The 25,374-nt window shown below is 57.3% G+C and carries 24 protein-coding genes; 10 read left to right on the top strand and 14 right to left on the bottom strand.

Going from position 1 to position 25,374, the window contains the following annotated elements; all coding sequences use genetic code 11:
- Position 1 precedes the first annotated feature (1 nt).
- The 3 genes from B4A77_RS06785 to B4A77_RS06795 form a co-directional block, all read right to left on the bottom strand.
- A complete protein-coding gene (locus B4A77_RS06785) occupies positions 2-1,471 on the bottom strand; it encodes an amidophosphoribosyltransferase (RefSeq protein WP_173365083.1) in 1,470 nt (489 codons plus the stop codon).
- Positions 1,472-1,547: 76 nt separating this feature from the next.
- Positions 1,548-1,787 (bottom strand): DUF1653 domain-containing protein, encoded by a 240-nt coding sequence (locus tag B4A77_RS06790; protein WP_290739419.1) that lies wholly within the window; start codon positions 1,785-1,787, stop codon positions 1,548-1,550.
- Between the two features lie 17 nt (positions 1,788-1,804).
- A complete protein-coding gene (locus B4A77_RS06795) occupies positions 1,805-2,347 on the bottom strand; it encodes an NUDIX hydrolase (protein ID WP_173365085.1) in 543 nt (180 codons plus the stop codon).
- Between the two features lie 65 nt (positions 2,348-2,412).
- Between B4A77_RS06795 and B4A77_RS06800 the strand changes: the two genes are divergently transcribed.
- Positions 2,413-3,504 carry a serine hydrolase domain-containing protein gene (locus B4A77_RS06800; RefSeq protein WP_290739421.1) on the top strand — a complete coding sequence of 364 codons (1,092 nt, stop codon included), beginning with the start codon at positions 2,413-2,415 and terminating at the stop codon, positions 3,502-3,504.
- Positions 3,505-3,513: 9 nt separating this feature from the next.
- Here B4A77_RS06800 and B4A77_RS06805 read toward each other — a convergent pair whose 3' ends face one another.
- From B4A77_RS06805 to hpf, 4 genes are all read right to left on the bottom strand, one after another.
- On the bottom strand, positions 3,514-3,987 hold the full coding sequence (locus B4A77_RS06805; protein WP_173365087.1) for a TraR/DksA family transcriptional regulator: 474 nt from the start codon (positions 3,985-3,987) through the stop codon (positions 3,514-3,516).
- Between the two features lie 90 nt (positions 3,988-4,077).
- Positions 4,078-4,995 carry an MlaD family protein gene (locus tag B4A77_RS06810; protein WP_290739423.1) on the bottom strand — a complete coding sequence of 306 codons (918 nt, stop codon included), beginning with the start codon at positions 4,993-4,995 and terminating at the stop codon, positions 4,078-4,080.
- Between the two features lie 27 nt (positions 4,996-5,022).
- Complete coding sequence (hprK, locus tag B4A77_RS06815; protein ID WP_290739425.1) at positions 5,023-6,048, bottom strand: HPr(Ser) kinase/phosphatase; 1,026 nt, start codon at positions 6,046-6,048, stop codon at positions 5,023-5,025.
- 3 nt (positions 6,049-6,051) lie between these two features.
- Positions 6,052-6,369, bottom strand: a complete 318-nt coding sequence (hpf, locus tag B4A77_RS06820) for a ribosome hibernation-promoting factor, HPF/YfiA family (protein WP_173365090.1) — start codon at positions 6,367-6,369, stop codon at positions 6,052-6,054.
- Positions 6,370-6,640: 271 nt separating this feature from the next.
- On the opposite strand from hpf, the gene B4A77_RS06825 reads away from it, so the two are divergent.
- Genes B4A77_RS06825 through B4A77_RS06855 form a run of 7 tightly spaced genes read left to right on the top strand, consistent with a single transcriptional unit; the run spans position 6,641 to position 14,765 of the window.
- Complete coding sequence (locus B4A77_RS06825) at positions 6,641-7,876, top strand: SPFH domain-containing protein (protein WP_173365091.1); 1,236 nt, start codon at positions 6,641-6,643, stop codon at positions 7,874-7,876.
- Positions 7,877-7,878: 2 nt separating this feature from the next.
- Positions 7,879-8,685, top strand: a complete 807-nt coding sequence (locus B4A77_RS06830) for a hypothetical protein (protein WP_173365092.1) — start codon at positions 7,879-7,881, stop codon at positions 8,683-8,685.
- Between the two features lie 20 nt (positions 8,686-8,705).
- On the top strand, positions 8,706-10,871 hold the full coding sequence (locus tag B4A77_RS06835) for a zinc ribbon domain-containing protein (RefSeq protein ID WP_290739427.1): 2,166 nt from the start codon (positions 8,706-8,708) through the stop codon (positions 10,869-10,871).
- 2 nt (positions 10,872-10,873) lie between these two features.
- Entirely contained in the window at positions 10,874-11,833 is a 960-nt protein-coding gene (locus B4A77_RS06840; RefSeq protein ID WP_290735975.1) for a hypothetical protein, read from the top strand.
- A complete protein-coding gene (locus B4A77_RS06845; protein WP_290732238.1) occupies positions 11,830-12,909 on the top strand; it encodes a hypothetical protein in 1,080 nt (359 codons plus the stop codon). Before B4A77_RS06840 ends, B4A77_RS06845 begins: the two co-directional genes overlap by 4 nt.
- Before the next feature lie 23 nt (positions 12,910-12,932).
- Positions 12,933-13,916, top strand: coding sequence for a hypothetical protein (locus B4A77_RS06850; RefSeq protein ID WP_173365095.1), 984 nt, complete (start codon positions 12,933-12,935; stop codon positions 13,914-13,916).
- 3 nt (positions 13,917-13,919) lie between these two features.
- Positions 13,920-14,765, top strand: a complete 846-nt coding sequence (locus B4A77_RS06855; RefSeq protein ID WP_290732235.1) for a ribosomal protein L7/L12 — start codon at positions 13,920-13,922, stop codon at positions 14,763-14,765.
- 5 nt (positions 14,766-14,770) lie between these two features.
- Here B4A77_RS06855 and rpoN read toward each other — a convergent pair whose 3' ends face one another.
- From rpoN to B4A77_RS06880, 5 genes are all read right to left on the bottom strand, one after another.
- Positions 14,771-16,447 (bottom strand): RNA polymerase factor sigma-54, encoded by a 1,677-nt coding sequence (rpoN, locus tag B4A77_RS06860; protein ID WP_290739431.1) that lies wholly within the window; start codon positions 16,445-16,447, stop codon positions 14,771-14,773.
- A gap of 9 nt (positions 16,448-16,456) precedes the next feature.
- On the bottom strand, positions 16,457-17,194 hold the full coding sequence (gene lptB / locus B4A77_RS06865) for an LPS export ABC transporter ATP-binding protein (protein ID WP_173365098.1): 738 nt from the start codon (positions 17,192-17,194) through the stop codon (positions 16,457-16,459).
- Positions 17,191-18,543: a hypothetical protein gene (locus B4A77_RS06870; RefSeq protein WP_290739434.1), complete on the bottom strand. Its 1,353-nt coding sequence runs from the start codon at positions 18,541-18,543 to the stop codon at positions 17,191-17,193. Before B4A77_RS06870 ends, lptB begins: the two co-directional genes overlap by 4 nt.
- The gene (gene lptC, locus B4A77_RS06875; RefSeq protein WP_290725201.1) at positions 18,540-19,307 is read right to left on the bottom strand and encodes an LPS export ABC transporter periplasmic protein LptC; all 768 of its coding nucleotides are present in this window, start codon (positions 19,305-19,307) and stop codon (positions 18,540-18,542) included. The genes B4A77_RS06870 and lptC overlap by 4 nt, the downstream gene beginning before the upstream one ends.
- Positions 19,308-19,377: 70 nt before the next feature.
- Positions 19,378-20,880, bottom strand: coding sequence for an oligosaccharide flippase family protein (locus tag B4A77_RS06880; protein WP_290739437.1), 1,503 nt, complete (start codon positions 20,878-20,880; stop codon positions 19,378-19,380).
- Positions 20,881-20,882: 2 nt separating this feature from the next.
- Here B4A77_RS06880 and B4A77_RS06885 point away from each other — a divergent pair, with 2 nt between their 5' ends.
- Together B4A77_RS06885 and B4A77_RS06890 are read left to right on the top strand one after the other, a co-directional pair.
- A complete protein-coding gene (locus B4A77_RS06885; RefSeq protein WP_290739440.1) occupies positions 20,883-22,085 on the top strand; it encodes a CDP-glycerol glycerophosphotransferase family protein in 1,203 nt (400 codons plus the stop codon).
- A 2-nt stretch (positions 22,086-22,087) separates the two neighbouring features.
- Positions 22,088-23,209: a glycosyltransferase gene (locus B4A77_RS06890; protein ID WP_290739442.1), complete on the top strand. Its 1,122-nt coding sequence runs from the start codon at positions 22,088-22,090 to the stop codon at positions 23,207-23,209.
- Position 23,210: 1 nt separating this feature from the next.
- Here the strand turns inward: B4A77_RS06890 and B4A77_RS06895 are convergent, their stop codons facing one another.
- Positions 23,211-23,684 (bottom strand): 2-oxoacid:acceptor oxidoreductase family protein, encoded by a 474-nt coding sequence (locus B4A77_RS06895; RefSeq protein WP_072807646.1) that lies wholly within the window; start codon positions 23,682-23,684, stop codon positions 23,211-23,213.
- Between the two features lie 12 nt (positions 23,685-23,696).
- Positions 23,697-25,364, bottom strand: a complete 1,668-nt coding sequence (locus B4A77_RS06900) for a thiamine pyrophosphate-dependent enzyme (RefSeq protein WP_290739445.1) — start codon at positions 25,362-25,364, stop codon at positions 23,697-23,699.
- Between the last annotated feature and the right edge of the window lie 10 nt (positions 25,365-25,374).

The raw sequence follows: 25,374 nt of genomic DNA on the forward strand, positions 1-25,374 counted from the left end.
CTTACTTCTCTTCTTCTTCCTGGCATTGGTGGCAGGGACAGTGGTAGCAGTCGCCGGTTTCGGCGTAGTCCTTGCCGCTCCAGCAGTAGGTGCAGAGCTGGTCTTCGGGGAGCCCGATGGCGTGAATCACGTCGTCGATGCGCTGGAACGCAAGCGTCGTGAGGTTCAGCTTCTTGCGGATGTATTCGACCATGCCCTTGTAGGCGTCGCCATCCGGATCGGTGTACTTCTCGATGTCGGCGTTCTCGCCTTCCTGGTCGCGGATGTAACGGCGCGTGATGAGGTCGTATTCGTTCTTGGAACGCGAGAAGTTGATGAACTTGCAGGGGTAAACGAGCGGCGGGCATGCGATACGCATGTGCGTCTCTTTACAGCCAAGTGAATAAAGCTTCAGGGCCTGCTTTCCGAGCTGGGTGCCGCGCACGATAGAGTCGTCGCAGAATACGAGACGGCGGTCCTTGATGAGGCCCGGGATGGGAATGAGCTTCATGGAGGCCACGCGTTCGCGCTGCTTCTGGTCTTGCGGCATGAAGGAGCGGGCCCAGGTGGGCGTGTACTTCACGAAGGGGCGTGCGAACTTGATGCCGGCCTCGTGCGCGTAACCGAGGGCGTGCGACGTGCCGGAATCCGGGATGCCGCAGGCGGCATCGGCATCGGTGGGGGTGCGCTTCGCGAGCGCGGAACCGCAGCGGTAGCGCGTCATTTCCACGTTGCGGCCTTCGTAGCTCGAGGCGGGGTAGCCGTAGTAGACCCAGAGGAACGAGCAGATGGCCATCTTTTTGCCGGGTTCGACGAGAGTCGTGTCGCCATCGGGCGTGATTTCTGCGATTTCGCCCGGGCCGAGGTCGCGCACGTAGTCGTAGCCGAGGTTGTGGAGGGCGCAGCTTTCTTGCACGGCGATCATCGAGCCTTCTTTTTTGCCGAGGATAATCGAGGTGCGGCCCCAGCGGTCGCGGCTCGCGTAGAATCTGCCGTTGCTGTCCATCAGGAGCACGGAACAGCTTCCCTTTACCTTCTCGTGGACGTATTTGAGGCCGTCGACAATTGAGTCGCGGGTCGCGATGAGCGCGGATACGACTTCGGTCGGGCCGACCATGCCGCTCGTGGTGGAATACTGGAGCTGCATGCAGTTGTTGCGGAACAGTTCGTCCTTCAGTTCCTCGATGTTGGTGAGGAGGCCGACGGTGACAATCGCGAACGTCCCGAGTTTGGAGGTCATGACGAGCGGCTGCGGGTCGGTGTCGGAAATGACTCCGATTCCCACCTTGCCGGAGAATGCGGCGAGGTCATGTTCGAACTTGCTGCGGAACGGAGTGTTCTGGATGTTGTGGATGGAGCGGTGGAACTTGCCGCTGCCGTTCAGAACCGCCATGCCGCCGCGGTGTGTACCTAGATGTGAATGGTAGTCTGTCCCGAAAAAGAGGTCGCTGACACAATCTTCCTTGGAAACAACACCACAAAAGCCGCCCATAGAGACTCCTTGTCAAAAAGGGAATTTTTGTTTGCCACAAAGGTAGAAATTTTAGGCGGCGGATGCATCCGCAGTTTTAGATTTCGGTAAAGCGGTCGACGGTAGAACCGTCGGGGAGCGTCACCCTGCTTTCGAAATCCTTGCGGTCGCGCACCCAGAGCGTCCCCTTCGGGTGGTCGGGTGTCTCGTACTCGCTCCGGTAGACGACGAGGGGCTTCACGCTTTCGCAGTCGAGCGCATCGGCCGTGACCACGGTATAGACCATGGCCTCTTTCTTGTAGTGGCGGTAACGGTGCCCTGCAATCGCTTTCGACATGGTTCCCCCTGCGTAGGCTAGCGGCCAGCGTTCTCCATCAGCCACTGGAAGTCCTTCGGGTGGTCGACGAACTTTTCGGGGTGGAGCTTGTGCTTTGCGAAAAATTCTTCACGCGTCATCCACCTGAAGGCGTCGACTTCGCCGGGCTGTGGGACGAGCGAGTTCGCCTCCTGGTCGCTGAGTGTTACCTTGTACACATCGTAGTATTCGTTGTCGAGGTAGCTGCCGCCGTTGAGCACACTTTCGTGTGTCGCCTCGAATAGGTATTCGAGGTCGCGCGGACTTTTCGCGAGTCCCAGTTCCTCGCGCAGTTCGCGCACGGCGGCGTTGATGCTTGAATCCCCGGCCGAGATGTGGCCTGCGCAACTCGTGTCATAGAGTCCGGGATTGTTTTCCTTTACGCGGGCCCGCAGCTGGAACAGGATTTCTCCCTTGCCGTTGAACGCCCATATGTGTACCGTGCGGTGCCACAGGCCTTCCGCATGTACGCGCGTGCGCCCGCAGGAATAGCCCGCGGGGGTGCCGTCCGGATTCAGGATGTCGATTTGCTCTTCTGCCATGGGAAATAAGATAATACAAAAGAGGGCGGACGTCAACTTTGCTATAATTCGGGCAGGAGTTTCCCATGGTATTCAACGAAAGCAACATCTTGCGGCTCATGGAACAGGCGGAAGAAACCGGTGTATTCCACAAGGCGGTTGCGGGGTTTCTTCTGCCCGACGGCACCACGCGCACGGTTGCGCTCGATACGCCCGCAGATACGGTTTTCGACATTGCAAGCCTCACGAAAGTATGCCCCACCTCTACGCTCGCCCTCTCGTATATTCTCGAAGGGAAACTCGCCCTTGACGACCGCGTGGCAGACTATATACCGGAAATGCGGACAAACTACCGCGATGACATCCGCGTGTTCCACCTGCTCACGCACAGCCTCGATTACCGCGTGCCGATGAAGACGCTTCGCGAACTCCCGCCCGAAGGAATTCTCGACGCCCTGTTTACCTACCAGTTCTCAAAGGCGCCCGGTGCCGATTTCAACTACGGGAATCCGGCAAGCGTGCTCCTTGGGCTCATTCTGCAGCGCATCGCGGGGAAGGACCTGCAGCAGCAGGGCTACGAGCGGTTCTTCGGGCCGCTCGGCATGTCGCGAAGCGGCTACGACCCGCTGACGCGCGACACGAACCCGGTTCCGCGCGAAGAGATTGCCCCGACGGAAATCTGCGAATTCCGCGGGCGCGAGATTTGTGGCGAAATCCATGACGAGAGCGCCTGGGTTCTGCGCAAGCTGTTCCCGGTCGGAAGCGCCGGCATGTTCAGCTGTGTGCCCGACCTCCTGAAGTTCGTGAAGATGGTGATGGACGACGGTGTAGCCTGTGGCCCCGACGGATGCGAAATCCGCGTCGCGCCTGCGGGTATTCTCAAGATGGTGAGCGAAAATGCGTTCCTGTTGCCGGAAGCCCGTGCGTTTTCGAGTGCAGCGGACGCCTGCACAGCCCTCGGCTGGGAACTTGCCCAGGGCAAGTTCATGGGTTCGCGCGTGAGCCCGCATGCCTTCGGCAAGACCGGTTTCACCGGTGCGAGCATCGTCGCGGACCCATGCGCAGGCGCCGCGGTCGTGCTCCTCTCCGACTTCACCTACCCGCACCGAGAAAAAAACGCGGACCGCATCCATGCGTTCCGCGCTAAACTTGCCGATACCTTCTTCGGCGCGCTGTAGGGCGAGAGGCTAGCGGCCCATCGCCTTCTTCTGGAGTTCCTTCCTCTGGGCTTCGGCGAAGAGTCTCGCCATTTCCATGCGGTTGTTCTCCTGTTCCTTCTTCTTGGTCTCTTCCTTGCAGTTTACGCACTTGGTGGCCGTGGGGACTGCCATGAGGCGCGCCTTCGGGATGAGCTGCTTGCAGACCTTGCAGATGCCGAAGGTGCCGTTGTGGATGCGCTTGAGGGCCTCTTCAAGATACACGAGGTACTTGCCTTCGCGCGCGGCGAGCGAGAAGGTCGTCTCGAGCGTGTTGTAGTCGGTGGCCGAATCGGCGCTGTCGGAGTCGCCGCCGTCACCGGACTGGTTCTTCTGGCCCTGGAAGGCGTTCGCCTTTTCCGACTCGCTCTGGGCGGTTACCAGCTGACGGCGCTTCTCTATGAGCATCTCCTCGAAAAACTTGAGATCGGCATCGCTCATCTTTGCAGGTTTCTTTTCGGTCATGGTTAACTCCTTGTTAGAGTCGGTGAATCTTGGTGGTTGTCTTTTATACGGGCTAAACTATCTTTTTTTTTACAAAAAGGACAAGAAAAATTAAAAAATATCCACATTTAGCTTGAGACCGCGCTTTTTTATATCGGAAATAAGCCTGTCGATGTCCAGGGCGAGCTTTTCGGTCTCCTTGGCGAGCTTTCCGTCGCTCTTGAGCGCGAGCCCTACGGTGTTGTCCTCGGCGTCAATCCGGGCGGCGAGGGCGTCCGCGTCCGCCTTGAGCTCCTTCACCTGCGAAAGCAGGCTGTCCACTCGGTCCAGGAGAGCTGACGCCGCGTCCACGGTAATGGACCCGCGCTTTGCCTCGGCGTCGATAGCCTCACGCGTCTTCGCGAGTGTCTCCTCGGCCTTGGAAACCACGCCGAGCACCTGGTCGCGCGTGTCGTTCACCAGGTCCTTGGAGGCCTTCACGATGCGCCCGCCCTTCTTGACGATGCGGTCGATCCGCTTGCCCGAGGTGCCCACGGTGAGCGAATCCTTGAGCGCCACGACCATGTCCTTCATCTGGTTGATGTCGTCGATGGCGTCGAGCAGCACCTTGCCGACCCCGGCAATGCCGTCGTCGTAATTGCCGAACACGGTGTCGCCCTCGACAATCCAGTCGCTGTCATCCGCGGTGAGGATGCTCATCTCGCGTTCGCCCATGAGCCCCGCGTTCACGAGCCTGAATTCCGAGTGCCTCGAAATTTTAGCGTCCGCAAAGACTTCTACCTTCACGAACACGGCGTCGTCCGTGAGTTCCACCTTCAGGATCTGGCCCTTCTCGATTCCCCTCACGCGTACGAGGTTGCCCGGCGAGAGCGTTCCGATGGACTGGTAGCTCACCACGAAGCTGTAGCGCGCATGGTAGGGGCTCGCCGGGTGGAAGAAGTAGAACGCCGCCGCGCACCCGACCACCAATATCATGAATACGATAAAGGGGAACAGGTTGCTCTTGATTGTGTTTCGGAACTGGTTCATCGGCAGAAAGATAGATATTTGATTCGCCTATTCGTAGAGCGACCACTGGTCTATGTCCATTTCGAACGCGGGTTCGCCGCACTTGCCCTTCGCCTTGATCCTCTGCATTAGGTTTTCGTTGAAATCCTTCGCGATGTTCTGCCCGTTCATCTTCATGAGCGTGTTCATTGCGATAACTTCGGAAATCACGGTCAGGTTCTTGCCGGGCGCCACGGGCAGCACCACCTTGGGAATTTTGACTCCCATGATGGATTCGTCGAACTCGTTGAGGCCCGTGCGTTCGTAGCGCGCGTCGCGCTGCCAGGGCTGGAGCTCAACGATGACTTCGATCTTTTTCACCTTGCGGATGGCGTGGATGCCGAACATGGAACGGATGTCGAGGAGGCCGACTCCGCGGATTTCCATGTGGTGCCGGACGATGGGGTCGGGGCGGCCGATAATGGCGTTGCCGACGTGGCTGATGTGGACAACGTCGTCTGCAACCATGCGGTGGCCGCTTTCGACGAGGTCGAGCACGCATTCGGACTTGCCGACGTTGCTATCGCCCACGAAGAGCATGCCGATGCCGTAGACGTCGACGAGGCTTCCGTGGATGACGGCATGCGGTGCGAAATATTCTTCGAGGATGCGCTGGGCGCCCTTGTTGAACTCGTAGGTGTGGAGGGTGGTCGAGAACAGCGGGATGTGGAGCTTGTGGCACATGTCGCGGAGTTCGTCGTGCGGTTTCTGCGCATGCGTCACCACCCACATCGGGGCCCTGAATACGGAAAGGGAGTCGAACACCTTCTTGCGGCCCTCGGGGCCGAGGCTTTCGAGGTAGTTCCATTCCGTGTGGCCTACGACTTGAATTTGTTCGGAACTGTAGACCTTGGTGTAGCCCGCCATGGCAAGCCCCGGACGGTGGATGCCGCTTTCCGCGATGCTTGTATCGAGGTCCTCGTCGGGAGAATATTGCGCGAGCTGGAGGTCCTTGCCGTAATTATCAAAAAAGCCCCGCACCGGGAGTTTTTCCCGGTGCAGGATGTTGAGATCTTTGAATCTGGATTCGGGCACGGCTTATGCGAGGTCGGAAACGGGCTGTGCGCGGTGATCGTTCTGCTTGTCGTTGGCCTTCTTGAGCTGCACCTTGACGCGTTCGAGGGCGACGTCGACGGCCTTGCCCATGTTTTCCTCGTCTGCCGAGGCGACCACGACGTTACCCGTAATCTTCACGGAGATTTCGCAGTGACGCTGGTGTTCCACTTCGTGGTCGAGGATGACGGAGGCTCCCGTGATGTTCGGGTAGAACTTGGCCAGTTTGTCCATTTCTTCCTGAATTCGGTCCTGGAGACCGGCAGATGCATTAAAGTGGCGAGCAGAAAACTGAATATCCATATGAATACCTCCGTATAAGTAGTGTTACGTTGTATTTTACTGTTGCAGGGCCTTTTTTGCCTCGCATCTAGAGTATATACATCTTTTTTGGGCAAAAAAACAAGTGAAAATTCATTTTTTCGCGAAAAAAATCGTCCTAGTTGGAATAAGGCGTTACGGGGAGAGAAGAGTGGGCGAACGCCTGATTGTAAAATTTTGCAAACATTAAAATTCAGATTAGATATTTTGTTACTTTAAGTATACATTTTCCCTACGAAGAAGAGGAATAAACATGGCCATTATCGATTCTATATCCTGGCAGCCGCCTGACAACAACGCGCTTGCCTATAGGTATCCTGAAGAAAATCTCAGCACATTCACGCAACTTATCGTCAACGAGTCCCAGGAAGCAGTTCTGTTTTCGAAGGGACAGATACTAGGCAAGTTTGGCCCTGGCAAGCACACGCTCAGCACCGAGAACCTGCCGCTCCTGAGGAATTTGTTCGGAATACCGTTCGGTGGTAAGAATCCGTTCCAGTCGGTGGTCGTGTTCGTGAACAAGAGCATCCCCCCGACAATCCCCTGGATTACGAAGAAGTTCAACATATACGATCCCGGCTACAACGCCCGTATCCCGGTCATTTCGCAGGGCCGCTTTGGAATCGAGGTTACCAACGCCGAGTGCTTCCTCACCGAGGTCGTCAAGACGGCAAAGTCGTTCAGCGTTGTCGACCTGAGCAATGTCATGTGGGCCGAACTCACGATGAAGCTCAACAGTTTCGTAAGCAAGTACATGCAGACGAACCGCCTGAGCATCATGAACATTTCTGCCTATCTGGAAGACATCTCCAACTTTATGAAGGAGCCTGCAGCCGAGTTCCTCGAAAGGTTCGGCATCTCGCTCAGGTCCTTCAACATCGATTCCATCGATGTGGACGAAACGACGGAAGACGGGCGCAAGGTGATGGAAGCGATGACGGCGCGTACAACGCAGAATATCGCTGGCTACAGCTGGGCTCAGCAACAGGCGTTCGACACCGCGAATAACGCTATCAACAATGGCGGCGAGATGGGAATGCTCGGCATGGCATTGATGATGGGTGGCGGCATGGGCGGCGGAATGGGAGCCGGCATGATGCAGGGCGCCCCCGTGATGAACCCGGTAAATGACCCGACCCAGCTGATGGCTGCCAATCAGGGCATGGCGCCGGGTGGCGCTGGCATGATGCCCGGTGCGACTGGCGGCATGGCGGCCGTTCCCCGCGAAGTGTTCTGTTCCGCATGTGCGAAGAAATTCCCTTCGACATCGAAGTTCTGCCCCTTCTGCGGCAACCAGTACAGGCCGTGCCCGAAGTGCGGAAGCGACAACAGCCCGAAGGCCCGTCGCTGCGTCAGCTGCGGCACTCCGCTTGCCTCGGCAGATCCGATGGTAGCAGGAGGCATGGGTGGCAACCAGTGCTCCCGCTGCGGACAGGCCGTTTCCCCGACCCTTAAATTCTGCCCCAACTGCGGCAACAAACTGAGGTAAACATGCTGAACTTTTTTAGAGCATTTATTTTCGCTTTCGGGCTTGGAGTGATTATACTGGCCCTGTTCCTCGTCCATGGCGATGGCGAGTGTTCTAGGGAGTTCATATTCACATGCATTTCCATCATTGTGATGTATGTCATGGTGATGGCTCCGTTCACGTTCTTCAGCATCCTGCCGAAGACGGAGAACGTGGAAAAGGCGATTGCCGCCTATACCGCGTCGTGGTTTGCGATAACCGCTTACTGCGCCTCCTCGATTGCGCTTCTGATCTTTGTCATCTCGCGCAATATAGTCATTGGCTGGTTCATGGGGCTGCCAAAGGACTGGATCGAGAAGGTGGTGGGCGAGAATAGCGAAATCATGCAGCAGGCGGCTCACTACAGCGACCTGATTTTCTACGCGGTGGTCGTCATTCAGCTCATCCTATTCTTTGCCTTCATGGTGAAGATGTTCTTCGGCTGCCTGGTCGCGCACCAGATTGGTTCCGTCAAGCAGCGCGAGACGCAGGAGTTTTCGCGGATTGCGCAGCTCCGTTCGCAGTCGCAGCTGCTGGAAGTCGAATGCGCGGCCAATGCGTCTATTCCGGCCGAGCAGAAGAACGCTATCGCAAAAATCAAGAATGACCTGCGCTACCTTTCGCCTGCGAACAGCGCCGAGGCTTTCGATTACGAGGCCCAGATGGTAGAATCCCTTTCTGCACTGCGCTCCCTTTGCAAGCAGGGCGGGGCGTCTGCCGATGAAATCCAGAATGCTATCAACGCGTTTGCTGGCCTGCTCCAGGCGAGAAAACTTATCTACAAGAACTAGAGTTAAACAAGGATTAGAACATGACCGGAAAAATATTCGCGGAATCCGAAAACATCTACCAGGACCAGGCCAAAATCCTGTTCAACTACTATAAGACCGCTGCCGAAAAAATCGTCACGGAAGAAATGGGACTTGAATCGAAAATCGACGAGACCCGGAACGAGATAAACCATATCAAGGACAGCAAGACTCCGAGCATCGTGGGCCTCGTCATCTTTATCCTGGTGGCTATCGGCGGTATTATCCTTGCCGCGACGACCTCCGTGGGCGGGGGCGTCTTCCTCATGATCCTGGGTGTCGTCTTCATCATCGTGTTCGCGGTCAAGCTGTCGGGTCTCGGGAAGAAGGTCGAGGCTGCGGAACAGAAGATTCTCGCCTATGAACAGGCGAAGGCCGATATCCGCCGCGACTACAAGGTCTCGAAGATTGGCGTGGCCTATGTCCCGGTCGAGATGAACGTGCCGTTTGGAAACGGACATATCTCCGTGGACCTTACCGAAGGGACGGAACAGACGAAGTTCAGCCTTTCCACGATTCGCAAGCCGGAAGAATGGAACGAGACTCTCAATTCCGTGGCCGAGGAAATCAAGAAGATTCCGGTCGTGGAAGGTTCCGACGAAACGGAACAGATCGATACGGCCGACTATTCGACCTCGATGCAGAACGTGACGATGCACGACTACATGAGCTCCATCGACAGGCAGGTGAGAAATATCCGCTACCTGCTCGGTGACAGCGAAAGGAAGTCGGTGTCGCTTCCGCTCGTGAAGCCCAATTCCAAGGAAGACAACTTCCTCAAGAATTTCGCGACAAGCGAGGCTCCGGCCGGACATCCGGTCGTCAACGTGTTCGACGAGAAGAAGTTCGATACGTCGCTCAAGGTGTTCAATGATATCAATATCATGAAGAAGAACATGGAACAGAGCGATGCCTCCAGCGGCGCAAGCCATGTCGATTACTACAAGGCCCTGATGAAGACCCTGGGCGAATCCATCCAGGTGATTTCGGCCAGCAAGGCGAGCAGCTGCGACAAGCTGATCGATTACTGCAACGGCATCTTCGCAAACGTATTGAAGGCCGCCTACAACCAGTATTCTCCCGTCCTGGAAGCCGAAGAAATCGAGCGCATCCGGAACGTGGCCTTCGATTTCAAGGAAGATTCGACTTCCTACAAGCCGTTCAACCTGCAGGCTTCTTCGCGCGTGAAGTATGACCTGTTCCAGTCCGTCTGGCTTGCCGAGGACGGCTCGAGAACCAGCATGCCGTTCTCCATGAACCAGATTCAGGAAGAAGTGTTCGCGCCGCTTATTGAGAACCTGATGGAAGAGAACCGCAAGGACCGTCTCGACGTGTACAACGATATCGAGAACCAGAAGACGGATTACCTGATGCAGTGGCATCGTGACGCGGACGACTTCAACGCAAGAAACCGTGCCGCCGCCCAGGACCTTATCCGCGACTTCATGAGCGCGAACTCGGAATTCATGACGGCGCTGAATACGTACAAGGCGCTGCAGCAGTCGCTCGACGATATGAAGCAGAGCGGTTCGCTTGCCGCAGGCGAGGTGCAGGTCAAGGACAAGAAGGCGGAAGCGCTCGCTGCCATGGAAGTGCAGGCTGCGGCGTGCAGGCGCCAGCAGGAGGAATTCTCCGAATACATGGACCGCGTGGCCGAGGATATCCAGCAGAAGTCGGAACGCTTCAAGTATGTGGAATACTTCGAGGCGACGCTGCGCGATGCCGAGGCGAAGGATATCGCCGTGTCTTCCGACAGCGTCCAGGAACTCGATGACCGCCGCAGGTCGCTGCTGGCCATCAACGCCTATACGGCTGCGAACGCGGAACTGCCGCCCGAGCCGCAGGTGTCCGAGGACATGATGGAAGACTTCTCCTTGAACCTCATCAAGGAAGTGGACTCGATTCTCGAAAAGTACGAGAATATGGGTGTCGAAGAGAAGGAAGTGCAACCGTTGCCCGCCGAAGAGGATGCTCCCATCGCAGAGAATGTGGCTGCCGTAGATACCGCTGTAGATACCGCCGCTTCCGCTGCGGAGGAAGAATCCGGGGATGCTTCCGGTGCGGAAGCGGGCGCATTCGTGTTCTGCACGGAATGCGGGGCCAAGATCCCGGCCGGTTCCAAGTTCTGCGAAGAGTGCGGAGCGCAGATAGATAACGAGGAGGCTTGATTATGGGTCTGTTTTCGTCATTCGGAGCCGACCATACCGAAGCCATCACCATCGACGTGCGGCCTCTCGCGCGGAAGGTGGACGAGGTAACCTCTTCCGTCGACAGAACGACGGGAGCCGTGGTTGCAATGGAAGCTGCGGTTATCGCCCAGGAAAAGAGGTCGGCAAAGCAGATTTGCGAGAACGTGAACTACGGATTCTATTCCCTGATCGCGTCGCAGATTAGCCAGAAGCTCGCCGTTCACGAGAATGCGGCGAATTCCAAGCTCGCGTTGATGCAGAGCATCTCGAAGAAGATTCACGAGATTCTCCTCACGGCGCAGGTGGACTACCAGCGTATCAGCCGCCGCTATATCGAAACGTTCAGGACGCTCGACAAGAATCTGAAAAACCGCATTACGGAACTCAACAAGCCCGCGGTCAACCTTTCCGAAAAGAAGAAGAGCCTGATTTTCAAGTCCACCACGAAGAACGTGGCATCGGCCATCTGCTACGCGAAGGAATCGCTGCCGGCTTCACAGATGTTCATCAACGCGGAACTGAAGAAGCATGCGAACATGGCGCTGGACAGCCTTTCCGGAACCATGGAAGAGGAGAAGGATTACGAGAGCAAGATGAAGCCCATCATGTGCGATGGGGCCCTGGAGACTCCGGCCATGGAATACGTTCCTGTAGTGGTTTCGGAAGCAGAAAGCCTTCACCAGCAGGATTCCAACGTATGGAACGTGGCCCTGCCGGAAGACGGCCGGTTGAAAGAACGCGGCACGATTACGACTACCTGCCTCGAGAGCGCGAGGAACGCATCGTGGGACAACTCTTCCGAGGAGAAGAGGAACGCCCTGTTCGAGGCGATGACGGCGCTTCCTGAATTTGCATCGCTGAACCCGCGCATCGCGGAGGAAGTGAAGAAGATGTTCGCCGCGAGCGACCTGCAATCATGGGTTACCGGAGGTAACACATGAGTTACAAGGCCGGTAGCAAGTCTTTTAGCGTCCAGGTGCCTACGCACACCGAGTATATCACCGAATACCTCGGTGGTGGCGGACAGAACAGTCCCGTGCGGACCCGGCATAGGGCCGTCGAAGTCGCGGACAAGGACTACCTGGACGTGAATGTCGACTTGTATGTGGACGATGCCCCCTTCAATGAATCGGCCAGGGACTGCCGCAATTCGGTGACGGAACTGACGGGCTCCGTGGCTGCCATGAATGCGGCCCAGGTCGCAAGCATCAAGAAGTCTGGCGAAAAGATTTCGCAGACGATTGTCAGCGGCTTCTACAACATGGTGAAATCCGAGATTTCGCAGCAGCTCGCCGAGATGTACAGCAAGTTCGAGGCCCTGCTCGCGCGGATCAATTCGATATCGAAACTGGTCGCTGTCCAGAAGGAGACCATGGAGAGGGACTATTCCCGCATCAGCAGGCAGTACCTGGAACTGTTCGACGGCCTGGACGAAGCGCTGAACCGTCGCATCCGTAGCCTCGATGCGCCTGCATTTGAAGCCAATGCGGCAGGGAAGAACGCCCTTGCGCAGCGGTTCATCAAGTCGGGTGTTGCAGGAACCCTTATCTCTGCGGAAGAGAATCCGGCCTACCAGATCCAGCTGGAAATTTCTTCGCTGCGCCGCCGCATCCAGGAGGCCATCGCCGGTATCTCGACCATACTCGACCAGGAAAGGGAATACGAGAATTACATGCAGGCGATTGTCCATGGAGAACCGACGGAGCAAAAGAACTTTACCTATGTTCCGGTCATGGGTGTGACGGCTGACAGGTTCGATACCCAGGAAACCTATACCGAAGCCAAGATTCCATCGGATATTCCGTTCAACCTGCGACAGATAATGTCGAAGAGGGTTCTCGAGGAAATTGACAAGGAAGAAATGCCGCTGTCAAGCGAGGAAAAGGAAAAGATGGATTTCTACTTCCAGTCGGAAACCGAGAAATGGATGGACGGCACGGAAGAGGCGAACAGGAACAAGAACAATAGGGTTGCCGAGATGATCAATCGCCTGTGGAAGCAGGACGGGGCAAACTGAAATTTTAAAATCGGAGAATCAAAATGAGTGACATGACAGACATCCGCATCGGTAGCAACGACGTTATCCTCAAGGACAACCGTGTCAAATCTTCCATTATCCCTACCGGCACCAAGGAACTGAAGCGAAACGTGACGGTCCAAGGAAACGTGGAAATCGACGGCGCCGTCTATGCCGACAAGCTGCAGGTGGAAAGCGGCCCGACGCGCTTTGCGAAGTCGGTATTCGCGGAAAGCGAAATCTACGTGCTCGCCACCAGCAAGAACACGGTGCTGTTCACGAAGGCGGTCGGAAGTTCCGACCGTATCTCGGCCCTCGTCAATTCGGGCCGCGTCGTTTTCGGCTCGGATGTGAACGCTCCCAAGGTGTCGCTGAAAAACTGCTTTGTCGCCGGTAGCATTTTCGCCGAGACGGTGACGCTCGAGAACTCGGTCGTGCTCGGTGGCGTCTTTGCCTCGAAGAACCTGACTATCAAGAATTCCATCGTCGGGCTCTTCAATTCGTCGCACGTGAAGGCGGAAGGCATCAACTACATGCTGTACCCGACATCGTTCTCGGTGGAACCCATCGAACAGATTCCGGGCACCATCTTCAACAACATCTCCCTGGCTGATCTCGGTTCCCTCTTCAAGGGAGAAGCTTCCAAGCCGAACACGGGTCGCATCGAGATGAACCTCCAGGAAGACGCCCAGTACATGAACCTGTCGGACAAGGACGGCAACCAGTACGTGGTCAACAGCTACTCCGTGGCGGCCCGTATTATTGTCGCCGACCTCGTGAACTTCGAGAAGATGGAAAATCATTTCCTGATTACCGCGGCGAGCCTCGGCCCCCAGCTGCTGAAGTCGTATTCCCTCATCAAGGAAGACGGAAGCGCTTCCGACCCGCTGAACCTCGCGCATATCGTACCGTTCTTCTTCAACATCCTGAGCGGCAAGATCGATATCCCTGTCCTTGACGCACATGTTTCCTTTGAAGAACTCAAGTCGAAAATCATGAAGGAGTAGAGTATGGCCTTTTGTATCCAGTGTGGAGCCACTATAAAGGACGGAGCGAAGTTCTGCCCCAAGTGCGGCGCAAAGCAGGACGTTGCCGAGGTAAGTGCCGCCGCCACAGAAAATGTGGAAGCGGTCGAAGACGACGATGAAGAAGAGGAAGACGTCCTCTACGCCGTCTACATAAAGTCGGTGGATCCGGCAAGGAAGATGGAGGTCCTCAAGAAAATTCGCGTTCTCTTTGGAATGGGCCTTTCCGAAGCCAAGTACTACGTCGAGACCCCGAATGCCCTTGTTGCGGCAAGGCTTACCTTGGAAGAGGCGCAAAAGGCGAAAAGGGAAATCGAGGCGAGCGGCGCGACTGTTTCCATAGAGGAATTCGAGGAGCCCGAACGCGACGACAACCTCTACGACGTATTCCTAATGGAAGTCAATCCTGACAATAGGCAGGAAATTATCGAGGAACTCACAAGAGCAGACATTGGAATGGATTCCGATGAAGCCGAAGAATGCGTCGACAATCCGGGCAGTGTCGTTGCAGAATCGGTTTCCAGAAACGAAGCAGAAACAATGAAGAGTGTCTTCGAGGATATTTACGGGGCAAAGGTGACAATCGAGCTTGCCGAAGATGACGGCGATGATGAAGGTGATGATGAAGATGAGGAAGATGGGGAAGGCGAGGACGATGACGTTCCCGACGAAGGTGGCGAGGAAGTGCCTGATGGCGTATTCCGTCAACCCAATACCCAGCCGCGTGTCGTAGAGGAGAAGACCAGCTTTAAGGATACCTGCCTCGGCTGCGGCTGTCTGACCGTTATCGCCATCGTGGTGATAAACGTCGTTATCAAGTTCGTCCTTTAGTTTTTCTACACGCTTTTTCTGAAACGCGCGGGCAGAATCTTCAGTTCTGTCTCGCGGTATTTTGCCACGGTGCGGCGTGCGACCCCGAGCCCCATCGAGTTGAGCGCGTCGGCGATGGCCTGGTCCGAAAGCGGTTTCTTCTTGTCCTCGTTGTCGATTAGCTTTTTGATGGCGTCGAGAATCTGCGCGGAGCCGATGATTTCTTCTCCTGCCGCCTGGGTGCCGCCGTCCGCTGCCGGAATGTCTGCGGCCTGCGTCGCCTGCTTGCGCACGCCCGAAGTGAAGAACTGCTTGAGCTCGTAGATTCCGTAGGGGGTGTCCACGTACTTGCCGTTGGTGACGCGGCTGATGGTCGAAAGGTCGCGCCCCACCTCGTCGGCGATATCCTGGAGGATCATGGGCTTGAGGAACGCGGGGCCACCCCTGAAGAAGGCCTCCTGGCGCTTGACGATGGCGCGCATCACCTGTTCCATGGTGCTGAAGCGGCCGTTGACCGCGCTGATGAATTCCTCGGCCTTGCGCTTGCTGTTGCTGATGTATTCGCGGGTATCCTTGTCCAGCTCCTTGTCGTTCAGCATGTCGGCGTAAAGCTTGTTCACGTGCAGCCGCTTGGTAATGCGGGATGCGGCCTTGGTGCATTCGACTTCGAAGCGCCCCTTCTTTTCGACGACGCTCATGTCGGCATTCTTGATTTGAAGCGGCGCGTTCGAAATCTGGCGTCCCGGATGCGGCGAGAATTTCGAGAGCGACGTTATCGCCTTCTGCACTTCTTCCGTACTCCGCGCCATGCTCTTCGCAATCTTTGTGTAGCGGAGCGCCATGAGGTCCTCGAAATGGTTCTCGACGATTTCGAGTGCGACTTTCGGGAAGTTGTCGCAGGCGCGTGCCTGGATGAGGAAGCATTCCTGGAGGTTGCGCGCGCCGATGCCGAGCGGCTTGAACGTCTGCAGCACGTGTATCGCCTCGGCCACGGGGAGGCTCGCGTTTTCGAGCGGGATTTCGCCGCGGATGACGCGTTCTGCCTCCACGACGAACTTGTCGTTGTCCGAAAGGATTTTTACCATGGCCTCGTCGGGGGCGCTCTGCAAAAATCCGTTCTCGTCGAGGCTGTCGATAAGGTACTGCACCAGGTCGCGGAACCGTTGCTCCGAACAGCCCGCCTGCTTCAGCTGCTTGAAGAGTTCCCTCGTGCCGTTCCAGTCGCGCAGCTGGTTTCTCAGGTTGTCCTGGAGGCTCTGGTCGCGGTCTTTTTGCGGGCGGTCCCAGAGTTCGTCGGGGTCGGCGGGGGCGCTGTTCAGGTCCTTGAACGGGGCATCGGTATCGGCGGTGCCGTCGGAGAGACGGCGTTCCATGTCGGAATTCGTCGTGTTCTCGAGGATGTCGTAGTCCATGTCGGCGCTGTCTTCGAGGGATCCCGAATCGAACTCGACTTCTTTCGCCATGTCGTCGGAAGAACCCGAGGCGTATTCGTCTTCGCCCTGGTTCTCGGAGTCGCGGGTTTCGGGCTGGCTTTCCGGGATTTCGTCGTCGAGTTCCAGGAGCGGGTTCGATTCCACTTCCTGCACGATGGCGCTCTCCAGTTCCTGCGAGGTCTTCTGGAGGATGGTCGCCGACTGCAGCATCTGCGGCGAAATCGTCTGTTCGAGTCGCTGGGATTGTCCCAGCTGCATTCCCATATTCATCGCGTGCTCCTAATCCAGGCGGAAACTGTCACCCAGGTAGATGCGCCTTGCCTCGGGGTCGTTAGCGAGGTATTCCGAGGAACCTTCCGTCAGCACCTGGCTCTTGTACATGATGTAGGCGCGGTCGGTGATGGACAGCGTCTCGCGGACGTTGTGGTCGGTAATGAGGATGCCCATGCCCTTTTCCTTGAGCCCGGAGATGATGGACTGGATGTCGGCGACGGCAATCGGGTCGATGCCAGCGAAGGGCTCGTCGAGAAGCAGGAACGACGGGTCGCTCGCGAGCGCGCGTGCGATTTCGAGGCGCCTGCGTTCACCGCCGGAGCAGCTCATGGATTTCGTCTTGCGGATGTGTGTAATTTTGAATTCCTCGAGTAGCTGTTCCAGGCGCATCTTGCGTTCGCGGCGCTTGAGCCCCTGCGTCTCGAGGATGGCCATGATGTTGTCTTCGACCGAGAGCTTGCGGAAGATGGATGCTTCCTGCGGGAGGTAGCCCACGCCGAGGCGTGCGCGCTTGTACATGGGCTTGTCGGTCATCTCGATATCGTCGAGGAAAATGTGGCCCGCGTCGGGGCGAACCATGCCCACGATCATGTAGAACGATGTCGTCTTGCCGGCTCCGTTGGGGCCGAGGAGGCCTACGATCTCGCCCTGCGAAACGCTGATGGAGACGTCGCTTACGACTTGACGTCCGCCGTAGACCTTCCGCAGTTTGTCTGTACGGATTGTGCTTACCAGGTTCTTCATGGCTTCTTTTCCTCCGCATTTTCGGTTGTGGGTTGCCGGCCTTTTGCGGCGCGCCTTGCGCGTCGAGCGTTGCGGGCGTCGGTTTCCGCCTTCCTCTCTTCGCGCGTCATGGTCCGCATGTGCGGCTTCTGCCGGGCTGTCGCTGTGGAATCCGCAGTGATGCCCGCCTTTGCGAGCGAATCCCGCGTCACACGCTCCTTGGCGGCCTTGTTGCGCTGTTCCTTCTCGAGGTCCACGTAGCGTCCGCTCGCCATGGTGCCGCGGCCAAGCAGCCGGAGCGTCTTTACCGCGTTCTTGAGGGGGTCGAAAACGATGTTGATGGTGTCTCCCGCCGCCTCGTTCTTGCCCGAGACGGTGCGGTCTTTCTTGATGTAGAAGTAGGTGCTCTGCGCCTTGCCCGAAACGATGGCGTGGTCCATCTTGCCCTTGTTGAAGAAGAGGTCGAGCCGGTTGCCGTCCATGAGGTTGCGATAGTCGGGAAGGTCGGTCTCGTAGAAGAACCCCTTCGCGTTCAGGTTCACGTAGAGACGTTCGATCTTGTTGTCCTTGAATTCGCAGAAGAGCGTGTCGCCGAATGCTTCGGTCACGTTGCCGGGGGCGTTTCTCTTCGGGTCCTCTTTCGATATGCCGTGCGCATTCCTGATGACGAGTGCCGACTTGAGCGTCTTTTTCGCCTCGTCGATCACGAGGAAGATGGAATCGCCCGTGAGGTGGTAGTTCTTCATGTCGAACGTCGGGTTGCCCTTCATCGAGAGCCATCCGTTCGCGCGGTCGAAATAGCCCGTGTCGCAGGTGACGACCATGTCCTTCTGCGTCACCTTTACGTTGTTGTATGCTTCGGCAAAGGAGTATTTCTTGTTGTAGATGATTTTGCGCGCCTCGATGGTAGTCGTATCGACGGTGCCGTCCTTTTGCTTCTCGAACTGGAAAAGTTTCGGCTGAACGGGCATCGTGAGGATCTCGTTTTCGCGGTCGTATTCCAGCATCTCGCCCTTGAAAAGGTAGGTGTTGAGGGAATCCCCGGACACGACATTCCCGGAAGCGGTCGCGAGAGCCTGTTTCTTGCGGTAGATTCCGTTGCTAGCTTGTATGTACCCGGAAGGGTGCGTGAAGAGGAACCCGCCGTCGCACTGCACGACTTCGGAATCCTTGTTCCAGGTGGCGCGCTGCGTGCGGAAACGGACGCTGTCGTGCACGAAGAGCACGCGGCCCTGCAACAGCAGGGACCCCCGCTTGCGGGCGACAGCGAGGCTGTCCGCGTGCTTCATGATGAGCGGGGAACTCTGCGCGAAGACATCCGCCGTGGCGAGCAGCAACAGCATCAGGAATATGAGGGGGAGGCGCTTCACTTGTTCCCCCGCGGCGGCGACTGGATTGCGGACGCTCCCTTCGTGGCGGGGGAGGCACCGCCTGCTCCGGGCACAGGGCCCCTCGCGGCAGGAGGCGGCGCGGGAGGCTTCTTCTCGAGTTCTTCCGCCTGCTTCTTGTCTTCTTCCTTCATGCGCTTCGCCGCGTCCTGGAATATGCCCGTCACGTTCGAGAGTATCCTCCAGTTGTCCATGTGCGCGTCGCTCACGAATCCCTTGCCCTGCAGCACGTCGCCATCTTCGGAAACCACGCGCACGTAGCTGTCGGTTTTGACCAGGTTGTCGCCCTTGTTCCAGAGGAGCGAATCCGCACGGACGGAAGCTCCCTTCGGGGTCAGTGCATACACGTGGCCGTAGGCGTACACGTAGGTGAACTTCATGTCCATGCGTCCGGAATCCGCGCGCAGGAACGCGACGCGCTCGCCGACCGAATCGTAGATATCCACGAGCACCGGGCGCACGAAAACCACTTCCTTGTCGGCCCAGCGTTCGAGGTAGGCCGTCTTCATTTTCCAGGAGAGGACATCCTTGTCGTAGCAGTCCAAAAGCGTCGTGTCGGTAAAGAGCATCTGCGGACGGTCCACATGGATCCACGGCTTCTCCTCTTCGATTTCTTCGCAGCCCATGAGCATGGCGAAGCACGCCGCCATCAGGAGGGCGGAAACGGCCTTCTGAGGGTGATGCAGAAGCCGTGCCGGGAGCTGTTGCAAGAGCAGTCGCGATAATTGTTGCAAAAACCGTGCCATCGTGCACAAAGTATAAATATTTGGGGCCCCGGATTGCATAATTTTGGCCCGGGAAGGCCGGAATCCGGCATTACCGGTTCTTTTTGGGGTTCTTGCCGCCCAATCCCTGGAAGTAGAAGGTCGCGAGGATAAGGAGGAGGGCGATGCCGTAGAAGACGCCCTTCGTCAGGAGGCCGGGCTCGAAACCGTTATTTAGAACAACGTAAAGCGCCGTGAGGAGGGCGATCCAGATTCCCTGAATCCAGAGGGTCCACTTGTAGGGCCAGAAACCTATCATGCGGTAGACGTAGATGTTCATCCATACTGCCTGTAGGATCTGGTAGCCCATCGAGGAAAGCGCCGCGCCCGCGATTCCGAGCCGCGGAATCAGGAGGTAGTTCATGGCGATGGCGAACACGAGCGAGACCACGTTCATGAGGAGCATGAACTTGCTGCGTCCGAGCCCGTTGATGACCGGCCCTGCAAGGCCGAACATGCCGTTGATCAGGTTCCCGATCATGAGGATGCCGAGCACGGCGACGGGGTTTTCTTCGGTAATGAACGACTTGCCCGCAATCATCATCGTCTGTTCCGGGAAGAGCACGATGAAAAATCCGATGCCGAGCTGTATCAGGGTCACCATCGATACGCAGTAGCTGAATACGGGCTTGAGGTCGGTTTTTAAGCGTTCGGGGGTCATTCCCGCGACAACGGGGAGGAGGATCGGGTTGTAGCTCTGGCGGATAGTCTTGAGCCCGTTAGAGATGGTGACCATCACGGCGTAGATGCCCGCCGCTTCGGGGCCGAGCAGCGCAAGCACCATCCACAGGTCCATGCGGAGCAGAAACGAGGTGACCACTTCCGAAAAGCCGAGCGGGATGGAATAGTTCAGCAGGTCCTTGGAAAGGCCCTTGCGCGGACGCCACGGCATCTCGGGGAACTGCTTGCGGATAAGGTAAAGGTAGCAGACGACGCCGAGGCAGTTCGCAAAGAACAGGCCCACGGGCAAGGCGAGCGTTTGCGGGAACGATGCGTAGAAGAGGACTAGCCCGATGACCGGCGCAAGAGCCGATACAGCAAAGTCGTTGATGAAAATCTTGTATTGCGGATTCCGGTTTCCTTCGGAGGCGCCCGCGAAAATGTGGAGGATGGACCAGGGTACGAGTGAGAGGATGTAGATGGAAATTTCCGTGGAAGAGAGCATGGCAAGGCCGCTCGAGAGCTTGTGCAGGCCGAAATAGGCGGCAATCAGCACGGCTGCCGTGAGGATGACGGAGAAGAGCACCGTGCGCTTGACGGATTCCATGATGCCCTCGAACCTGTCGCGCCCCTGCACGATATTCTGCGGAATGTAGCGGTGGAGGCCCTTGTCGAGGCCGAGAACCGCCACGCGGCTCATCGTGAGCACCCACAGCTGGGTGGAGACATAGACGCCGAAGAGCGCCTTGTCGAAGACCCTCGCCACCACGATCATCAAAAGCGGGGCGATGACCTTGAGCGCCGTACCCGCCAGATTGAGGAACGCGCTTTTGACAAGGTATTTTTGGTCTGTCTTGATGTCCGACATCGGAATCAAATTTAATATTTTTAGCACGTATGAAATATTCCTGGTCGTTCCTTGTCGGCTATCCGTTCGATTTCCTGCATGCCATGTTCTTCAGGATGCTTGCGCCCCTTTTTGCGGAGTGCAGGGCCAAGGCTGCGTGCCCATGGGTCGTCGGCGGCCACCGTGGAAGGATCTACGAAGACAATTCTGCCGCCGTGCACAAGTACGTAGCCGAGTCGACGGACCAGGAAATCGTCTGGATTTCTGCAAACCCGGAACTCACGCGCGAACTTAGAAGCCGGGGCTACAAGGTGCTCCGCAAGAACTCATGGAAGGCGCGGCTTGCCATGATAAAGGCTCCCGTCGTGATTTTTTCGCACGGCGAAGACGATATCGACCAGTTCTTCAGGTATTTTAGGAAAAGTGCCGGGCTGCGCATCCACTTGAACCACGGGCAAAACTTCGCGAAGACGGGATACTTCGCCGTTCCCGCCGCAGCAAGCTGGAACGAACGGAAACGCCGCGAAATGCAAAAGAAGTTTGCCGATTTCGACTACATGCTTGCTGGTTCCGAATACGAGAAGCAGATGTTCTTGAAGGCGATGCCCTACAAGCCCGAGTCCGCCTTTGTCCCCAACTGCGGCTGTGCGCATGTAGACAAACTAATTTTGGCCTCGAAAGGCGAGCCCGAAGGGCGGATCCTCTGGTTCCCCACCTTCCGCGACGATGCCGCGGATGCCGAGCAACTCGACCGCATGGAAACGGACGTGCTGCACAGCGAAACACTTCGCCGCTACCTCGAAAAGACGGGAAAAAAATTCACCCTTGTCCGCCATGTCAATTCGGGAACGGGGTCGTTCGGGGATGTCGCGCCCTGCTTCGAAATCCGGGATGTCCAGGAAATAGGCAATCTCCTGCCTACCGCCGAATGCCTCGTTTCGGACTATTCCAGCATCGCTATCGACTGGCTCATCTTCGACCGTCCCCTGGTGCGGTTCGCTTTCGATGTCGAACGCTATACCCGCAAGCGTTCGTTCTACATTCCGCTCGAAGAATTCACCGTGGGGAAAGACGTCCGGACTGCCGACGAACTTGCGGAATTTATCGCATCCGAAGAATGGAAAGACCGGACGCCCTACATTGCAAAAATCGAGTTCTATAAGAACAGAATTTTCCCGAACCTGGAACCGACCCACACCGAAATTTGCGTTGCAAAAATCCGCGAACTTCTCCATCAAAGGCAGGCGACGTAAGCATGGCAAGAATTCCTTATGCGATGGCGATTGGCAACTGGCTCCCTTACAGCGAGACCTTTATCTACGACCAGGTGAAGCATGCCCGTAGATACGAACCCTACGTGCTTGCCCGCGGTCTCAACCCCGCAAGGGAAAATTTCCCCTACGACCATGTGACTTCGCTTGGCGCCCTGGAACGTGCGCTCTACTATGCGGCACTGCCGAGCGGCAAGTTTGTCCGTACCATCCGCGAGAGCGGCGCGAAGTTCGTGCATGCGCATTTCGGCACCAACGGGGCGCTTGTCGCCGCGACCGCGAACAAGGCGGACGTCCCGCTTGTCGTGACGCTCCACGGAGTCGATGTCGGAATCCTCCTCAACGAGCGGATCCCGGTTGACTACCTTTTCTACAAGCGCACTTACAAGCGCATGTTCGAGACGGCTCAGCTGCTGTTGCCCGCCTCGCAGGAACTTGCCGACTGTCTCGTGCAGCTGGGTGCACCCGAAAGCAAAATCCAGATTCACAGGCTTGGTGTCGACACGTCGGCTTTCACGCCCTTCACACGTCCCGAACGCCCCGCCCAGTTCCTGATGATCGGCCGCCAGGTCGAAAAGAAGGGATTCGAGTACGGCATCCGCGCATTTGCAAAGATTGCAGGCAAGCACAAGGAATCGACCCTCACGCTCATAGGCAAGGGCCCGCTGCAGGAACAGCTGCAAAGTCTCGCCACAGAACTCGGAATCGCCGACAAGGTAATTTTCAAGGGCAGCGTCAATGCGCAGCTGATGCCCGCCCTGCTCGAAAACTACGACGTGCTCGTGGCGCCCTGCATTGTCGCGAAGAACAACGACCGCGATTCAGGCCTCATCGTGCTCAAGGAAGCGGGCGCGAGCGCGATGGCGAGCATCGGCACGTTCTGTGGCGGCCTTCCCGAAATCATCGACGACGGCAGGACCGGGATGCTTGTCGGCCAGCGGGATACAGAAAAGCTCGCCGAATGCATGGACGCACTGGCGAGCGATTACAGTTTGCGGACGCGGATGGGTGCCGCCGCACGGGCCAAGATCGAAAGCGATTACGACACCGTGAAGCAGAACGAAAGGCTCGAAGAAATCTTCGACACCATCCTTCACGGAATGTAGTTTACCCTTCGCGGCCGAGCATGAACGCCTTCTTGTTGCCTTCATGGAACTTTTCGGCGAAGAGCTTGTTCAAAGCGACTGTCCACTGGTCCACCGTGAAGTCGAAATGCTTGCTGAGCTTGCCGAGCATCGCGACGTTCAGGGCCTTTACGTTCTCGAGCTTCGAGACATCGATGTCCGCCGGAGTGAGGAGCACGCCGCCCTGCTTGAGGAAGGCCTCGTTCACCACGACCTGCGTCTCGTCGAATACCACCAGGTAGTCGGCTTCGCCCGTCGGGATCATCGGGGACTGCACCTCTTCGCCCTTCGCAAAGCGGACGTCGCTTGCGATGGAACCGCCGCGCTGGCTCATGCCGTGCACTTCGGCCTTCTTCACGTCGTAACCCTGTTCGAACACGAGTTCCGCCATCACGTCGCTCGCCTTGATAACGCCTGTGCCACCGAGGCCGGCAAATTTCACGTTAACTACGCTCATAAAAACTTCTCCTTAAAAGTTGCCGTTTTTCTTGGCGGCGGCTTCGGATTCGGCGAGAGCCTTTTCCGCCTTTTCCTTGTTGGCCTTGTCCCAGGCGAGGATGCTCTTGAGGGCAAGAATGCAGGGGCTCTTCGCCACGATGAGCGTGAGCTCGTCCTTCTCGAGAGCTTCCTTCACGAGTTCCTTGAACTTCTCGGGTTCCTTGACCTGGTTCACTTCGTACACGTTGTCGAAACCGGCAGTCTTCGCGATGGCGCCGTAGTCCAGCTTGTAGGCCGGGCTGTGGTCCAGGTGGCGGCCCGTACCCGGGTGTTCCTGCTGGCCCGTCATGGCGGTGATGCTGTTGTCGAGAATGACGACCACATGGCCGGTGTCGGGGCGGTTGTAGCCTGCTTCCACGAGGCCCGTGATGCCGCTGTGCACGAAGGTGGAGTCGCCAATCACGGAGACGACCTTCTTGGCCTGTTCGCGCGGGAGCACGTTACGCAGACCGATGCCCATACCGATAGCGGCACCCATGTCAATCATGTAGTCCATCGCGCTGATGGGCGGGAGAGCGGCGAGCGTGTAGCAGCCGATGTCACCAGAGACGATGCAGTCGAGTTCCTTGAGAACCGCGAAAGAGCTGCGGTGCGGGCAGCCCGGGCAGAGCATAGGCGGCTTGCCCTTCACCGGAACCGGGTCCGGGTTCTTGTCGCCAGCGATAATGCGGCGGACGCGGTTCACGTCCAGTTCGCCGAAGCGGAAAATCGGGTCGAACTTGCTTTCGCACTGGATGCCCGCGGCCTTGATGTTCTCGGCGAGCCACGGGTCATTTTCTTCGATAACGAGCAGGCGCTTGCCTTCGAACTTCTTCGCGAAATCCTTGATGAGCTGCATCGGCAGCGGGTACGTCATGCCGAGCTTGAGGATGCTTGCTTCCGGAGCGGCTTCACGCACATGGTGATAGCTGATGCCGCTCACGATAATGCCCATGTCGGCGCTGCGCATTTCCACCCGATTGGGGCCTTCCGCGACGTTCCAGGCTTCCATCTCGTCCATCTTGGCACGGAGCTTGCGGCCCGCGGGCTTGGAGAAGCCGGGCACCATCACGTGCTGGGCGATGTTACGTTCAAAGTTCGGCACCATCGCCGGGAGTTCTTCCTTCGGGACGACGATGGACTTGGAGTGGTCCACGCGGGTCGTCATGCGGAGTATTACGGGAATCTTGAACTTTTCGCTCGTCTGCATCGCAATGCGGAAGAAATCGTAGGCTTCCTGCGAGTTGCTGGGCTCGAACATCGGGCAAACGGATGCCTTCGCATGGTTGCGCGTGTCCTGCTCGTTCTGGGAACTGCCCTGGCCCGGGTCATCGGCAACAATCCACACCATGCCACCATCCACACCCGTGTAGGTCGCGGTGTAGAGCACGTCGCTTGCCACGTTGAGGCCCACCATCTTCATGGTAACCACGCTGCGGGCATGGCCAAAGGCTGCACCCAGGGCCACTTCGGCGGCGACCTTCTCGTTGGGGGCCCACTGGGCATACCCGCCGAGTTCAGAATAGTCCTCGAGGATTTCGGTGGAGGGGGTTCCCGGGTAGCCTGCGGCAAACTGCACGTTGCAGTGGCGCATGGAAAGCGAGATGGCCTCGTTTCCCGAAATCAGCATCTTTTTCGCATTCGGATCAAAAGCTGGCATAGCGTTCCTT

Source organism: Fibrobacter sp. UBA3718, assembly GCF_002371935.1.
In the GTDB taxonomy this organism is placed as follows: Bacteria; Fibrobacterota; Fibrobacteria; order Fibrobacterales; family Fibrobacteraceae; genus Fibrobacter.